Origin of the sequence: Parapusillimonas granuli, from assembly GCF_013416525.1 — a bacterium.
GTDB lineage: Bacteria > Pseudomonadota > Gammaproteobacteria > Burkholderiales > Burkholderiaceae_B > Parapusillimonas > Parapusillimonas granuli.
Genome location: NZ_JACCEM010000002.1, coordinates 431,787 through 445,899, shown reverse-complemented (window position 1 = coordinate 445,899; position 14,113 = coordinate 431,787). Strand labels below are relative to the sequence as shown.

Annotated in this window: 12 protein-coding genes; 10 read left to right on the top strand and 2 right to left on the bottom strand. The window is 64.2% G+C overall.

All coding sequences use genetic code 11. The annotated features are described in order from the left end of the window. Positions 1 to 31: 31 nt before the first annotated feature. The gene (locus H0A72_RS04790) at positions 32 to 607 is read right to left on the bottom strand and encodes a YhbY family RNA-binding protein (protein ID WP_180153906.1); all 576 of its coding nucleotides are present in this window, start codon (positions 605 to 607) and stop codon (positions 32 to 34) included. Positions 608 to 624: 17 nt separating this feature from the next. On the opposite strand from H0A72_RS04790, the gene H0A72_RS04785 reads away from it, so the two are divergent. The 5 genes from H0A72_RS04785 (at position 625) to H0A72_RS04765 (ending at position 6,323) form a co-directional block, all read left to right on the top strand. After that, positions 625 to 1,269 (top strand): RlmE family RNA methyltransferase, encoded by a 645-nt coding sequence (locus tag H0A72_RS04785; RefSeq protein WP_180153905.1) that lies wholly within the window; start codon positions 625 to 627, stop codon positions 1,267 to 1,269. 104 nt (positions 1,270 to 1,373) lie between these two features. Beyond that, positions 1,374 to 3,272, top strand: a complete 1,899-nt coding sequence (ftsH, locus tag H0A72_RS04780) for an ATP-dependent zinc metalloprotease FtsH (protein ID WP_180153904.1) — start codon at positions 1,374 to 1,376, stop codon at positions 3,270 to 3,272. 21 nt (positions 3,273 to 3,293) lie between these two features. After that, positions 3,294 to 4,133: a dihydropteroate synthase gene (gene folP / locus H0A72_RS04775; RefSeq protein WP_180153903.1), complete on the top strand. Its 840-nt coding sequence runs from the start codon at positions 3,294 to 3,296 to the stop codon at positions 4,131 to 4,133. Then, positions 4,130 to 5,476, top strand: a complete 1,347-nt coding sequence (gene glmM, locus H0A72_RS04770) for a phosphoglucosamine mutase (protein WP_180153902.1) — start codon at positions 4,130 to 4,132, stop codon at positions 5,474 to 5,476. The genes folP and glmM overlap by 4 nt, the downstream gene beginning before the upstream one ends. Positions 5,477 to 5,540: 64 nt before the next feature. Beyond that, entirely contained in the window at positions 5,541 to 6,323 is a 783-nt protein-coding gene (locus H0A72_RS04765; protein WP_180153901.1) for a GNAT family N-acetyltransferase, read from the top strand. Between the two features lie 35 nt (positions 6,324 to 6,358). Here the strand turns inward: H0A72_RS04765 and H0A72_RS04760 are convergent, their stop codons facing one another. Continuing rightward, positions 6,359 to 7,852 (bottom strand): Ppx/GppA phosphatase family protein, encoded by a 1,494-nt coding sequence (locus tag H0A72_RS04760; protein ID WP_180153900.1) that lies wholly within the window; start codon positions 7,850 to 7,852, stop codon positions 6,359 to 6,361. Between the two features lie 296 nt (positions 7,853 to 8,148). Between H0A72_RS04760 and ppk1 the strand changes: the two genes are divergently transcribed. From ppk1 to pstB, 5 genes are all read left to right on the top strand, one after another. After that, on the top strand, positions 8,149 to 10,224 hold the full coding sequence (ppk1, locus tag H0A72_RS04755; protein ID WP_180153899.1) for a polyphosphate kinase 1: 2,076 nt from the start codon (positions 8,149 to 8,151) through the stop codon (positions 10,222 to 10,224). A gap of 101 nt (positions 10,225 to 10,325) precedes the next feature. Beyond that, positions 10,326 to 11,369 carry a phosphate ABC transporter substrate-binding protein PstS gene (pstS, locus tag H0A72_RS04750; protein WP_180153898.1) on the top strand — a complete coding sequence of 348 codons (1,044 nt, stop codon included), beginning with the start codon at positions 10,326 to 10,328 and terminating at the stop codon, positions 11,367 to 11,369. A gap of 123 nt (positions 11,370 to 11,492) precedes the next feature. After that, on the top strand, positions 11,493 to 12,431 hold the full coding sequence (gene pstC / locus H0A72_RS04745) for a phosphate ABC transporter permease subunit PstC (RefSeq protein ID WP_180153897.1): 939 nt from the start codon (positions 11,493 to 11,495) through the stop codon (positions 12,429 to 12,431). A 9-nt stretch (positions 12,432 to 12,440) separates the two neighbouring features. Continuing rightward, positions 12,441 to 13,301, top strand: coding sequence for a phosphate ABC transporter permease PstA (gene pstA, locus H0A72_RS04740; protein WP_180153896.1), 861 nt, complete (start codon positions 12,441 to 12,443; stop codon positions 13,299 to 13,301). Positions 13,302 to 13,336: 35 nt separating this feature from the next. Further along, on the top strand, positions 13,337 to 14,113 hold the full coding sequence (gene pstB / locus H0A72_RS04735) for a phosphate ABC transporter ATP-binding protein PstB (RefSeq protein ID WP_180153895.1): 777 nt from the start codon (positions 13,337 to 13,339) through the stop codon (positions 14,111 to 14,113).

The following is a 14,113-nucleotide window of genomic DNA, read 5'->3' as shown; positions in this document are numbered from 1 at the left end:
CAACGCACTGGCGTTGGGCTTTATAATTTGCTTAACGTTTTCCTGATCGAAGGCCGCGCCGGGCCCCGGCGCGCAGCGAAAGCGCGCTGCCGCTGCGGCGCGGTATGCCGTGGGCCGGCCGCGCCGGGACGTTTTGCGCCGCCATGGCGCGGCGGGCGCGAGGCGCGGCGGTTTCGGGCGCTTCGGCTCTTTGCGCCGCGCGCTTGGTCTTTTCGTCGCGCCGGCTGCGGGTGATGCCTTCCGCCGCTTGCTTCTTGGGGGTGTGCGGTTCAGACGGCTTGCGCAGCGCACGCGTGGCGTATTCCGCTTCGGCCTTGGCTTTTTGCGCTTTGGGATCCGGCCGGTAAATAATCAGCGTTTTGCCCAGATGGTGCACGAGCGCGCACGACAGGCTGTCGCATATGGTTTCCAGCATGGCGTTGCGGGCTTCGCGTTCTTCGCCGGCGACCCTGACCTTGATCAATTGGTGCGCAGTCAGGTTGTTGTCGATTTCTTTCAGTACGGAATCCGTCAGCCCCCGGTCTCCGATCAGGACGACCGGGCGCAAAGGGTGGGCGGCGGCGCGCAGGGCGCTGCGCTCTTGGGATGTGATGTCGAGTTTTGGCATAGTGAGATTGTACGGGAATGGCCAAAAAAAAATTCTCTAAAGAGTGGATCCAGCAACATATTAACGACCCCTACGTCAAATTGGCGCAACAGAAGGGGTATCGCGCCCGCGCGGCCTTCAAGCTCACCGAGATCCTCGACGGCGAGAAGCTGCTGCGCCCGGGCGACGTGGTGGTCGACCTGGGTTCCGCGCCGGGCAGCTGGTCCCAGGTGGCGCGCGAACGGCTGGTCGGCCCGGGCGGCGTGCTCAACGGGCGCATCATCGCGCTCGACATGCTGCCCATGGAACCCATCGCGGGCGTCGAATTCATACAGGGCGACTTCCGCGAAGACGCCGTGCTCGAGCAGCTGGCCGAGCGCCTCGGGGGCGCCCGGGTGGACCTTGTAATTTCCGACATGGCCCCCAACTTATCAGGGGTAGGGTCGGCAGATTCAGCTAGAATTCAGCATGTATGTGATTTGGCGCTCGATTTCGCCTCCCGGCACCTCAAGCCGGAAGGCGCATTGGTCGTCAAGGCCTTCCATGGCAGCGGGTTCTCCCAGATCGTCGAATCGTTCAAGCGCAGCTTTCAGCGGGTGGTCGAACGCAAGCCCAAGGCTTCGCGCGACAAATCCTCTGAAACCTTCCTGGTTGCACGGCGTCTGAAGCACCAGGTTTCTTAAAACAGGATTCCTTCTATCAGGTAGAATGAATCATTGACATACTTGTCCTGCTGCCGTGGTTCGCGGGGGTGTGGCAAGCTCAGGTTACAAGTAGGAGGTTGGCTTTGAACAACTCGTTTTCCAAGGTCGCGATCTGGATGGTGATAGCGCTCGTCCTGTTCACTGTGTTCAAGCAGTTCGACGGGCGCGCGCCGACGACCGAGACCGTGACCTATACCCAATTCATGAACGACGCCCAGGCCGGGCGCATCGCCAAGGTCGACATCCAGGGCGACACCCTGTATGTCACCCCCGACGCCGGCCGCCCGTACAGCCTGACGTCCCCCGGCGACCTCTGGATGGTGCCCGAACTCGTCAAGTCCGGCGTGCAGGTGTCGGGCAAGGCCCGCGAAGAACCCTCGTTCCTGACCAGCCTGTTCATCTCCTGGTTCCCCATGCTGCTGCTGATCGGCGTATGGATCTTCTTCATGCGCCAGATGCAGGGCGGCGGCAAGGGCGGCGCGTTCAGCTTCGGCAAGTCGCGCGCGCGCATGCTGGACGAAAACACCAACCATGTCACCTTCGCCGACGTCGCCGGCTGCGACGAGGCCAAGGAAGACGTCCAGGAACTGGTCGACTTCCTGCGCGATCCCACCAAGTTCCAGCGCCTGGGCGGCCGCATTCCGCGCGGCGTGCTGATGGTCGGCTCCCCGGGCACCGGCAAGACCTTGCTGGCCAAGGCCATCGCCGGCGAAGCCAAGGTGCCGTTCTTCAGCATTTCCGGCTCCGACTTCGTTGAGATGTTCGTCGGCGTGGGCGCCGCCCGCGTGCGCGACATGTTCGAGAACGCCAAGAAGCAGGCGCCTTGCATCATCTTCATCGATGAAATCGACGCGGTCGGGCGCCAGCGCGGCGCCGGGCTGGGCGGCGGCAACGACGAACGCGAGCAGACCCTCAACCAGCTCCTGGTCGAGATGGACGGCTTCGAAACCGGGCAGGGCGTGCTGGTCATCGCCGCCACCAACCGTCCCGACGTGCTCGATCCCGCCTTGCTGCGGCCCGGCCGCTTCGACCGCCAGGTGGTGGTGTCGCTGCCCGACATCCGCGGCCGCGAACAGATCCTGAAAGTCCACATGCGCAAGGTGCCCCTGGCCACCAACGTCGACGCCATGGTGCTCGCGCGCGGCACGCCCGGTTTCTCCGGCGCCGACCTCGCCAACCTGGTGAACGAGGCCGCGCTGTTCGCCGCGCGCCGCAACGGCCGCACGGTCGACATGGCCGACTTCGAAAAGGCCAAGGACAAGATCATCATGGGGGCCGAGCGCCGCTCGCTCATCATGCCCGAAGAAGAGCGCCGCAACACGGCCTACCATGAGTCCGGCCACGCGCTGGTGGCGCGCCTGCTGCCCAAGACCGATCCGGTGCACAAGGTCACCATCATTCCCCGCGGCCGCGCGCTGGGCGTCACCATGCAGCTGCCCGAAGGCGACCGCTACAGCATGGACAAGGAACGCCTGCTGAACACCATCGCGGTGCTGTTCGGCGGCCGCATCGCCGAAGAAGTCTTCATGAACCAAATGACGACGGGCGCCTCGAACGACTTCGAACGCGCCACGGCCATCGCGCGCGACATCGTCACCCGCTACGGCATGACCGACTCCCTCGGGCCCGTGGTCTACGCCGAGAACGAGGGCGAGGTGTTCCTGGGGCGCAGCGTCACCAAGACGACGCACATGTCCGAGGCCACCATGCAGAAGGTCGACCACGAGATCCGCGACATCATCGACCGCCAGTACGCCGTCGCTCGCAAGCTCATCGAAGACAACCGCGACAAGATGGAAGCCATGGCGGCGGCGCTGCTCGAATGGGAAACCATCGATGCGGAACAGATCGAGGACATCATGCAGGGCCGTCCTCCGCGTCCGCCGCAGGCCTTGTCGGGCCGTAACGACGCGTCCGACGCCGCTCCGCCGGCCGCGGGCGTCACGTCGGCGGGCGGCGACGCAGCGGCCACGCCGGTCTAAGCTGGACTCCGACTGGTTTCAATGGGTTCCAGCCTGCTTTGTGGGCGCTTCGATCTCGATCTCGGGCGCCCACTGATCATGGGGGTGGTGAACGTCACCCCCGATTCCTTTTCCGACGGCGCCGAACACTTCGAGGCGGAAGCCGCGATCGCGCACGGTCGCCTGCTTGCCGAGCAAGGGGCCGACATCCTCGACATCGGCGGGGAATCCACCCGCCCCGGCGCCGAGCCCTTGTCCGCCGATGACGAGCTGCGCCGCGTGCTGCCCGTCATCGAAGGCCTGCTCCACATCGGCATTCCGCTGTCCGTCGACACCTTCAAGCCGCAAGTGATGCGCGCGGTGCTGGACGCCGGCGCCGACATGATCAACGACATCTGCGGCTTCACCCGGCCGGGCGCCATCGAAGCCGTCGCCGATTCCAATTGCGGGCTGTGCGTCATGCACATGCAGGGCGAACCCAAGACCATGCAGGCCGACCCGCGCTACGGCGACGTGGTTCTGGAAGTCCGGCAATTCCTGCTGGACCGCGCCCATGCGCTGCGCGCGGCGGGAGTCGACAAGCGCCGCATCGTCCTGGATCCGGGCTTCGGCTTCGGCAAGACCCCGCAGCAGAACTATCTGCTGCTGCGCAAGCTGGCGGACATGGACAGCGAAGGCCACCCCTGGCTGATCGGCGTATCGCGCAAATCCATGATCGGGCACATCATAGGGCGCAAGCCCGCCGAAAGAGTCCATGGCAGCGTGGCCGCCGCGCTGGCGGCCGTGGCGCGCGGTGCGCGCATCATCAGGGTACACGACGTGGCTGCGACCTCGGACGCCCTCAAAGTCTGGAGCGCAGTGGAAACCGGAGCATATTTATGACCGAACGCAAGTATTTTGGCACCGACGGGGTTCGGGGCGCAGTGGGCGGCTCCACCATCAACGCGGAATTCGCGCTGCGGCTCGGCTATGCGGCTGGGCGCGTGCTGGCCCGCAAGCATCCCGGCCGCGGCCGCCCCGCGGTCGTCATCGGCAAGGACACGCGGATTTCCGGCTACATGCTGGAATCCGCGCTGGAAGCGGGCCTGTCGGCGGCCGGCATCGACGTGCTGCTGGCCGGCCCCGTTCCCACCCCGGCCGTGGCCTACCTGACCCGCGCCCTGCGCCTGGTGGCGGGCATCGTCATCAGCGCATCCCATAATCCCTACCAGGACAACGGCATCAAGTTCTTTTCCGCCCAGGGCATGAAGCTGCCGGACGAAATCGAGGCCGAGATCGAAGCGGCGATAGACGAGCCGCTGGGCTGCGTCGGCTCCGAAGCGCTGGGCCGCGCGCGCCGGATCGACGATGCGGCCGGCCGCTACATAGAGTTCTGCAAAAGCACCTTCCCGAACGAGCTCGACCTGTCCGGCTTGTCCATCGTGGTGGACGCCGCCCACGGCGCGGCCTACCACATCGCGCCGCACGTCTTCCGCGAACTCGGCGCCGAGGTCTTCGCCATAGGCTGCCAGCCCGACGGCTTCAACATCAACGAAGGCGTAGGCGCCATGCATCCCGAGACGCTGGTCGCGGAAGTGCGCGCGCGCGGCGCCGACATCGGCATCGCCCTGGACGGCGACGCGGACCGCCTGCAGATGGTCGACGGCAGCGGCCGCCTGTACAACGGCGACGAGCTCCTGTATGCCATCGTGCGCGATCGCATGACGCAGCAAAGCGTGGAGGGCGTGGTCGGCACGCTCATGACGAATTTCGGTTTCGAGAAGCGCATGCAGGCGCTGGGCGTGGGGTTCGAGCGCGCCAAGGTCGGCGACCGCTACGTGCTGGAAGCCATGCAGGCGCGCGGGTGGCTGTACGGCGGGGAAAGCTCGGGGCACCTGCTGTGCCTCGATTGCCACACCACGGGCGACGGGATCATCGCGGCGCTGCAAGTCCTTCGGGCAATGAGCCGCGGCGGCAGCGCGCTGGCCGACCTGGTGTCCGACCTGAAAATGTACCCCCAGAAGATGGTCAACGTGCCCCTGGCCCCCGAGGTGCGATGGCAGACCCACCCGGGCCTGGCCGCCGCGCGCGCCAAGGTCGAGCAGAAGCTGAACGGGCGCGGGCGCGTGCTGATACGCGCGTCGGGCACGGAGCCCAAGCTGCGTCTCATGGTCGAGGCCGAAGATGCCTCGCTGGCGGAAGAGGGCGTGCGGGAGCTGGTTGCGGTGAACTTGGCAAACGAGTAACGTAAGCATCAAAAACCTGAAACATTCATCGCGGACAATCACGGAATGTTTGGGAGTTGCTCGAATGCTAGAGTCTGCACGCATAGAAGCCGGTTTCCCGGCGGACAGGAACTGGGCGCGGCCCGTGGCCGGCGGCCTGGTGATGGGGCTGGCGCGCGGCGCCGAAGACCTGGAGGCCATACAGCGCCTGCGCTACCAGGTATTCACTGAAGAAATGAACGCGGTGTTCCCGGATGCCGCGGACGGCCTGGATGCCGACCGCTACGATCCCTGGTGCGAACACTTCATGGTCAAAGAGGCGCACACCGGCCGCGTGGTGGGCACCTACCGCCTGCTGACGCCGGCGAACGCGCGCAAGGCCGGCGGCTATTACTCAGAATCGGAATTCGACCTGAGCGGCCTGGGCGCCATCCGCGAGCAAGTCGTCGAAGTGGGGCGGTCCTGCACGCATCCCGACTACCGGAACGGCGCGGCCATCATGCTGCTATGGTCCGGCATCGCCGGCATGATGCACCGGTCCGGCTTCCGCTATCTGCTGGGCTGCGCCAGCGTCAGCCTGCGCGACGACGGCGTCACCGCCGCCGAAGTCTGGCGCATGGTCAAAAGAGGCCTGGAAGGCGCGTCCGGCATTCCGCGCGTCACGCCTCATCACCGCTATCCGGTGGAATGCCTGGACAGCGCCTTGCCGGCGCGCATCCCGCCGCTGATCAAAGGCTATCTGAAGCTGGGCGCCACGATTTGCGGCGAGCCCGCCTGGGATCCCGACTTCAACACGGCCGATTTCCCGGTGCTGCTGGACATCCGCGACATGGAGGAGCGCTATCGGCGCCGCTTCGGTTTGGATTAGGGCCTGTTGACGCTAAAAGGCGGGCGGCGCCGGCCCTAGGTTTCCACCAGGGTGAACTCGAATCCGGCCTTGGCCCACTCGGCGGTTTCGGCCTGCAGCGAGAATTCCGAGAGCGGGTGCGCCTCCAGCCAGGCTTTCGCCGCCTTGAGGGTGATTTTCCGGCCGTTGACTTCCAGGGTGATGGGCAGCCCGGCCTTGTGGTCTTCACGCCGCCGGCACAGCAGCACCGCCAGGCGCAGGCAAAGCAGGGTCAGCCACTTGCCCCGCGTGGGCTCCAGCAGCGACAGCTTGTTGATCTTGCCGTGGTGCCCCAGCACCAGCAGCGCGAGCAGGGACTGGTCGTCGTTCGAAAAACCCGGCATGTCGGCGTGCTGGAGGATATAGGCGCCGTGCTTGTGGTATTCGGCGTGGGCGATGCTGATGCCCACTTCGTGCAGGTCGGAGGCCCAGCCCAAGGTGCGCTGCAGGTCTTCCTTCTCGACGTCGTCCGAAAGGTCGAGTTGCGAGAAAAACTGCAGGGCGATGCGCTTGACCCGTTCCGATTGCCGGGTGTCGATGTGGTGGCGCTTGATGAACTGGCGCACGGTTTCGTCGCGCTTGTCGTGGTCCGAGTCGCGGCCCAGGATGTCGTACAGCACCCCCATGCGCAGGGCGCCTTCTCCGGGCGCCATGACTTTGATCTTGAGCTCCTGGAAGGCCGCCAGCATGATGGCCAGGCCGCCAGCCAGCACCAGCGAGCGGTCGTGCTTGAGCCCCGGCAGCTCTTTCATGATGACCTTGCCGTCCCGGATCAGCTTGGCCTTGAGCAGTTCCAGGCCTTCGAGGGTGATGCCTTTCTTGGACATGCCCCCTTCCTGCAGTACGGCGATGAGCCCTTTGGCGGTGCCGGAGGAACCATAGGCTTCCTGCCAGCCGGTTTTCCGGTACTGCTTGGATATGCCTTCGAACTCCCGGCGCGCCGCCAGCAGGGCTCTTTCCATGCGGGCCTGGGTGATGTGGCCGTCGGGGAAGAACTGCCGGGTGTAGCTGACGCAGCCCATGTACAGGGAGCTCATGTGGATGGGCTCGAAGCCTTTGCCGATGATGACTTCGGTGGAGCCGCCGCCGATGTCTATCATCAGGCGGCGATTGGGGGAGGGCGGGAGTTCGTTGGTGATGCCGGAAAAGATCAGGCGCGCTTCTTCCTGGCCGGCGATGACTTCGATGGGGAATCCCAGGGCGGCTTCGGCGCGCGGCAGGATGTCGCCGACGTTGCGGGCGATGCGGAAGGTGTTGGTGGCGACCGCCCGGACGCGGTTGGGATGGAAGCCGGACAGGCGCTCGCCGAAGCGCTTGAGGACGGTGATGGCGCGCTCGATGGCTTCTTCGCAGATGATCTTGTCGGCGTCCAGGCCGGCCGCCAGCCTGACGGACTCTTTCAGGCGGTCGACGGCGTAGATCTGCGCTTTGCCGTCGAGTTGCACGACGCGCCCGATGGATAGCCGGAAGCTGTTGGAACCCAGGTCGACCGCGGCAAGTAGATGGTCCATTTAAGCAAGTTTACTGGTGGATACTTGCGAATTATAAAGACTGCGCGCATATGCGTCTTTGCACTGCATCATGGACCGTCTTGGCGCACGCCGTTCGCGTCATGGAATGCGGCCTGCTTGGCATGTGCGACGAGCAAGCCGCTTGGGGACCAAACAACATGCGCGGCATAAAGCGGCAAGCCGGTATAGGAGCGTTTTGATAGTATAGAAATCGTGCGCGCCTTTTTTACGGCTTGTCACATGACAGTAATGAAAATGACGTAAAACCTCGTGTGCCTCTTTTTCTGGACTGATCCATGCTTCCTGCGTCGTCGAATCCCACTCTGCTGAACCGCGAGCTTTCCCTGCTCAAGTTCAATGAGCGTGTCCTGGCCATGGCCGAGAACCGCAACACGCCGCTGCTCGAGCGTCTGCGGTATCTTTGCATCGTCAGCTCCAACCTCGACGAATTCTTCGAAATCCGGATTTCCAGCTTGAAAGAGCAGCAAAGGCAGACGCCGACGCTGGTCGGCGTGGACGGCTACACGCCGGGCGAAGCCTTCGAGCGGGTGCAGGCCGCCGCGCACGAGCTCGTGGACAGGCAGAACAACCTGCTGATGAACCAGGTGCTGCCCAAGCTGCGGGCCGAAGGCATCGCCTTGCTGCCGCCCCCGAACTGGGACGAAGGAATGCGCGAATGGGCGCACGACTGCTTCGAGCGCGACGTCATGCCCATGCTCACCCCCATCGGCCTGGATCCGGCCCATCCTTTTCCCCGCGTCTACAACAAGAGCCTGAATTTCATCGTGGCCTTGTCGGGGCAGGACGCCTTCGGCCGCAGCGCGTCCATCGCCATCGTGCAGGCGCCGCGCGCCTTGCCGCGGGTGATGCACATGCCGTCCGAAATATCGGGCGTGCCGCACGGCTATATCTTGCTGTCGGCGCTGATCAGCGTCTTCGTGGGCGAGCTGTTTCCCGGGCTGGACGTCAAGGGCGTGTATCAGTGGCGCGTCACCCGCAACAGCGACCTGTTCGTCGACGAAGAAGAAATCACCAATCTGCGGCAGGCGCTGCAAGGGGAATTGTCGCAGCGCAATTTCGGGGCGGCGGTGCGGCTCGAGATCGACCAGAGCATGCCGCCCGACCTGGAGGCCTTCCTGCAGCAGGAGTTCTTGCTGCAGCCGCAAGACACGTATCGCGTGAGCGGCCCGGTGAACCTGTCCCGGCTGATGCAGCTGTGCAACGTCGTCGACCGGCCCGATTTGTCCTTCCCGGAATACCGGCCCAAGCTGCCGGCGCCGTTCGACCACTTGCCGGACGACGAGCCCGAGGCCTTGTTCGCCGCCATCGCCGAGCGCGACCGCCTGCTGCACCATCCCTACCAGTCTTTTCAGCCGGTGCTGGCTTTCCTGACCGCGGCGGCCAGGGATGCGTCCGTGGTGGCCATCAAGCAGACCATCTACCGCACCGGCGAGGATTCCGAGCTCATGCGGCTGCTGCTGGCGGCGGCGCGGGCGGGCAAGGAAGTCACCGTGATCGTCGAGCTCATGGCGCGCTTCGACGAGCAGACCAACATCAACTGGGCCGCCCGGCTGGAAGAGGTCGGCGCGCACGTCAGCTATGGGGTGGTGGGGCACAAGACGCATGCCAAGATGGCGCTGGTCCTGCGGCGCGAGAACGGGCGCATCCGCCGGTATGGGCACCTGGGCACGGGCAATTATCATCCCCGCACCGCCAAGCTCTATACGGATTTCGGCCTGATCACCGCCGACCAGAAAATATGCGAAGACATGGACAAAGTGTTTTCGCTCTTGACGGGGCTGGGCGCGCGCCGCCCGCTGAAATGCCTGCTGCAATCGCCTTTCACCCTGCACGAGACCATGCTGGCGCTGATACGCAACGAGGCGTCGATCGCCAAGAGCGGCCGGAAGGCGAGGATCATGGCCAAAATGAATTCCCTGCTGGAGCCCATCGTCATCGACGCGCTCTACAAGGCCAGCCAGGCCGGCGTCAAGATCGACCTGGTGATCAGGGGGGCCTGCGCGCTCAGGGCGGGGGTGCCGGGCCTGTCGGAAAACATACGGGTCCGGTCCATCGTCGGCCGTTTCCTGGAGCATTCCCGGGTGTTTTATTTCCATAACGACGGCGCCGAGAACGTCTATTTGTCGTCCGCCGACTGGATGGACCGGAATTTCTTCCGCCGGGTCGAGATCGGCTTTCCGGTGTTGGACAAGGCCCTGAAGAAGCGCGTCATCAACGAGGCGTTCACCTACGCGCTGCGGGACAACCAGCTGGCCTGGCGGGCGCTGCCCAACGGCGCCTACATCAAGGTCAAGCCCAGCGGCAAGCCCTTCAATCTGCACGAGCAGCTGATGCGGCAGCTGGGCTCATAGCTTTTTACAGCGCTGTCACGAACATGTCACATTCGATCTCTACTATGGCGGCAATGCAGGCCTGCCTGCTTTCACCAGTCTCAATCCAAAGGGTTCCTCACATGTTCAAAGGCGTATTTTTGAAGGTCTCCGTCGGTTTTGCCCTGGGTACGGTCGCCATTGCCGCCCATGCCGCCGACATCACCGGCGCGGGCGCGTCCTTCCCGTATCCCATCTATGCCAAATGGGCCGCGCAATACCAGAAAGAAACCGGCAATCGCGTGAACTACCAGTCCATCGGCTCCGGCGGCGGGCAGCAGCAGATCATCGCCCGGACCGTCGATTTCGGCGCGTCGGACGACCCCATGAAGGCCGACGCCCTGGCGCAGAACGAGCTGCTGCAGTTCCCCGCCATCATCGGCGGCACCGTGCCGGTGGTCAACATCAGCGGCATCGAGCCCGGCCAATTGAAGCTGTCCGGCGAAGTCATCGCCGACATCTTCCTGGCCAAGATCAAGAAATGGGACGATCCCGCCATCAAGGCGCTGAATCCCGACCTCAAGCTGCCGTCCGCCGCCATCATCGTGGTGCATCGCTCCGACGGTTCGGGCACCACCTTCGGCTGGACCAACTACCTATCCAAGGTTTCCCCCGCCTGGAAGGCGCAGGTCGGTGAAGGCAAGGCCGTCAAGTGGCCCACGGGGCAGGGCGGCAAGGGCAACGAGGGCGTGGCCGCCTACGTGCGCCAGCTGAAGAACTCCATCGGCTACGTCGAGTACGCGTATGCGAAGCAGAACAAGCTGTCCTGGACGCAGCTCAAGAACAAGGACGGCAAGTTCGTCCAGCCGACTCAGGCCGCATTCGCCGCGGCCGCGGCGAATGCCGACTGGGCCAGCGCGCCCGGCATGGGCGTGGTGCTGACCGACGAGCCCGGCGCCGAATCCTGGCCCGTGACCTCGGCCAGCTTCATTCTGGTCCACAAGAAGCAGAACAGGCCCGAAAGCGGCAAGGAAGTCCTGGCCTTCTTCGACTGGGCTTTCAAGAATGGCAATAAAATGGCGGAAGAACTCGACTACGTGCCGATGCCGTCCGGTGTCGTCGCCCGGATCGCCGATGCCTGGAAGGCCGAAATCAAGGCGGCCGACGGCAGCGCCATCTGGAAATAAGCGGCACGGAAGAGGCGTCGTTCCTTTCCCGCGGCAAAGACGGTGTCGTAAGGCACCGTCTTTGCCATGTAAAGTACCTTGAATTCGGCCCGAGGGCCTGGTCGCACATGCTACGAAACCAACATGAAAAATAACCGGAACGCATTCCTTGACGCACTGTTCAAGAACCTGACCCGTACGTTTGCGTTCTTCGTATTCATTCTGCTGGGCGCCATCATGGTGTCCCTGATCTACGGCAGCCGGGAATCCATCGCCGAATACGGCCTGGCCTTTCTCTGGACCAACGACTGGGATCCCGTCCAGAACGTCTACGGCGCCCTGGTCCCCATCATGGGCACCTTGCTGACCTCCCTGATCGCGCTGGCCATCGCCGTGCCGGTTTCCTTCGGCATCGCCATGTTCCTGACCGAGCTTTCCCCGGTGTGGCTGCGCCGGCCGCTGGGCACCGCCATCGAAATGCTGGCCGCCATCCCCTCCATCATCTACGGGATGTGGGGGCTGTTCGTGTTCGTGCCCATATTCCAGCAATACATACAGCCCCACATCATCGACGCTTTCGAAGGCGTGCCCGTATTGGGCGACATCTTCGGCGGCCCGCCTTTCGGCATCGGCGTCTTCACCGCCGGCCTGATCCTGTCCATCATGGTGATTCCCTTCATCACCGCCGTCATGCGCGACGTATTCGAGCTGGTTCCGTCCATGCTGAAAGAGTCGGCCTACGGCCTGGGCAGCACGACCTGGGAGGTCGTGTGGAAGGTGGTCCTGCCCTATACCAAGACCGGCGTCATCGGCGGCATCATGCTGGGGCTGGGCCGCGCGCTGGGCGAAACCATGGCGGTGACGTTCGTGATCGGCAACGCGTTCACGCTGCCCGCGTCGATTTTCTCGCCGTCGAACTCGATCGCGTCGGCGCTCGCCAATGAATTCAACGAGGCGGGCGGCATGCAGAAGTCCGCCCTGCTCGAACTCGGCCTCATCCTGTTCCTGATCACGACGGTCGTGCTGGCCTTGTCCAAACTCCTGCTTCTTCGCCTGGCCAAGGGCGAGGGAACCTCGCACTAGGGTCCCGATATGTTCAATTCCGATTCCGTCGTCAATCTATCGAACCGCGTCTACCGCAGGCGCCAGCGCGTCAATCGCATGATGCTGGCGCTGTCGGGCGCCACCGTCGTCTTCGGCCTGTTCTGGCTGTGCTGGCTGCTGCTCACCCTGTTCATCAAGGGCGGCGCGGCGCTGTCGCTGACCCTGCTGACCGAAAGCACGCCGCCTCCCGGCGCCGACGGCGGCCTGCTGAACGCCATCCTGGGCAGCGTCATGATGGCGGCCGTCGCGACCCTCATCGGCACGCCCATCGGGGTGCTGGCCGGCACCTATCTGGCCGAGTACGGCCGGCGGGGCTGGCTGGCGCCCGCCACCCGCTTCCTGAACGACGTCCTCCTGTCGGCGCCTTCCATCATCATCGGCCTGTTCATCTACGCGATCTACGTCGCGCAGGTCGAGCACTATTCCGGCTGGGCCGGCGCGTTCGCGCTGGCCATCCTGGTCATCCCGGTGGTGGTGCGCTCCACCGACAACATGCTGATGCTGGTGCCGAACAGCCTGCGCGAGGCCGCGGCCGCGCTGGGCTGCCCGCAATGGCGGGTGGTCATGTTCATTTGCTATCGGGCCGCGCGGTCGGGGATCATCACCGGCGTGCTGCTGGCGATTGCGCGCATCTCGGGCGAGACCGCGCCCTTGCTGTTTACCGCCTTGAACAACCAGTTCATGTCCATGAACATGAATGCGCCCATCGCCAACCTGCCGGTGGTCATTTTCCAGTACGCCGCCAGCCCCTATGAAGACTGGAACCGCCTGGCCTGGGCGGGCGCCGTCATGATCACTTTGCTCGTGCTGGGCATCAACATCGCCGCACGCACTTTATTCCGCAAATAACAGAGCGCGGGGGAAGCCCCCGCCGGGAACGGATTATGCCATCTACCACGACCGCCGAACGCACGAAACTGGAAGTCAGGAACCTGAACTTCTACTACGGCAAGTTCCACGCCATCAAGAACGTCAACCTTTCCATCAAGGAAAACAAGGTCACCGCCTTCATCGGCCCTTCGGGCTGCGGCAAGTCCACCTTGCTGCGCACCTTCAACCGCATGTACGAGCTCTACCCCGGCCAGCGCGCCGAGGGCGAGATCAACCTGGACGGCGACAATCTGCTGACGTCCAGGATGGACATTTCCCTGATACGCGCCAAGGTCGGCATGGTGTTCCAGAAGCCCACGCCTTTTCCCATGAGCATCTACGACAACATCGCATTCGGGGTGCGCTTGTTCGAACGCCTGAGCAAGGGCGAGATGGACGAAAGGGTGGAATGGGCGCTGACCAAGGCGGCCTTGTGGAACGAGGTCAAGGACAAGCTCAATCAAAGCGGCTACGGCTTGTCGGGCGGGCAGCAGCAGCGCCTGTGCATCGCGCGCGGCGTCGCCATCAAGCCCGAAGTCCTGCTGCTGGACGAGCCTTGCTCCGCGCTCGACCCCATTTCCACGGCCAAGATCGAAGAGCTGATCGCCGAGCTGAAGTCGGAATACACGGTGGTCATCGTGACGCACAACATGCAGCAGGCGGCGCGCTGCTCGGACTACACCGCGTACATGTACCTGGGCGAGCTCATGGAATACGGCGAAACCGACCAGATCTTCGTGAAGCCGGCGCGCAAGGAAACCGAAGACTACATCACCGGGCGTTTCGGCTGA

Coding starts and splice junctions, on each gene's coding strand:
- pstB (WP_180153895.1), top strand. CDS start 13,337: ATGCCATCTACCACGACCGCCGAACGCACGAAACTGGAAGTCAGGAAC.
- folP (WP_180153903.1), top strand. CDS start 3,294: ATGGGTTCCAGCCTGCTTTGTGGGCGCTTCGATCTCGATCTCGGGCGC.
- H0A72_RS04790 (WP_180153906.1), bottom strand. CDS start 607: ATGCCAAAACTCGACATCACATCCCAAGAGCGCAGCGCCCTGCGCGCC.
- pstS (WP_180153898.1), top strand. CDS start 10,326: ATGTTCAAAGGCGTATTTTTGAAGGTCTCCGTCGGTTTTGCCCTGGGT.
- pstC (WP_180153897.1), top strand. CDS start 11,493: ATGAAAAATAACCGGAACGCATTCCTTGACGCACTGTTCAAGAACCTG.
- ppk1 (WP_180153899.1), top strand. CDS start 8,149: ATGCTTCCTGCGTCGTCGAATCCCACTCTGCTGAACCGCGAGCTTTCC.
- glmM (WP_180153902.1), top strand. CDS start 4,130: ATGACCGAACGCAAGTATTTTGGCACCGACGGGGTTCGGGGCGCAGTG.
- H0A72_RS04760 (WP_180153900.1), bottom strand. CDS start 7,852: ATGGACCATCTACTTGCCGCGGTCGACCTGGGTTCCAACAGCTTCCGG.
- H0A72_RS04785 (WP_180153905.1), top strand. CDS start 625: ATGGCCAAAAAAAAATTCTCTAAAGAGTGGATCCAGCAACATATTAAC.
- H0A72_RS04765 (WP_180153901.1), top strand. CDS start 5,541: ATGCTAGAGTCTGCACGCATAGAAGCCGGTTTCCCGGCGGACAGGAAC.
- pstA (WP_180153896.1), top strand. CDS start 12,441: ATGTTCAATTCCGATTCCGTCGTCAATCTATCGAACCGCGTCTACCGC.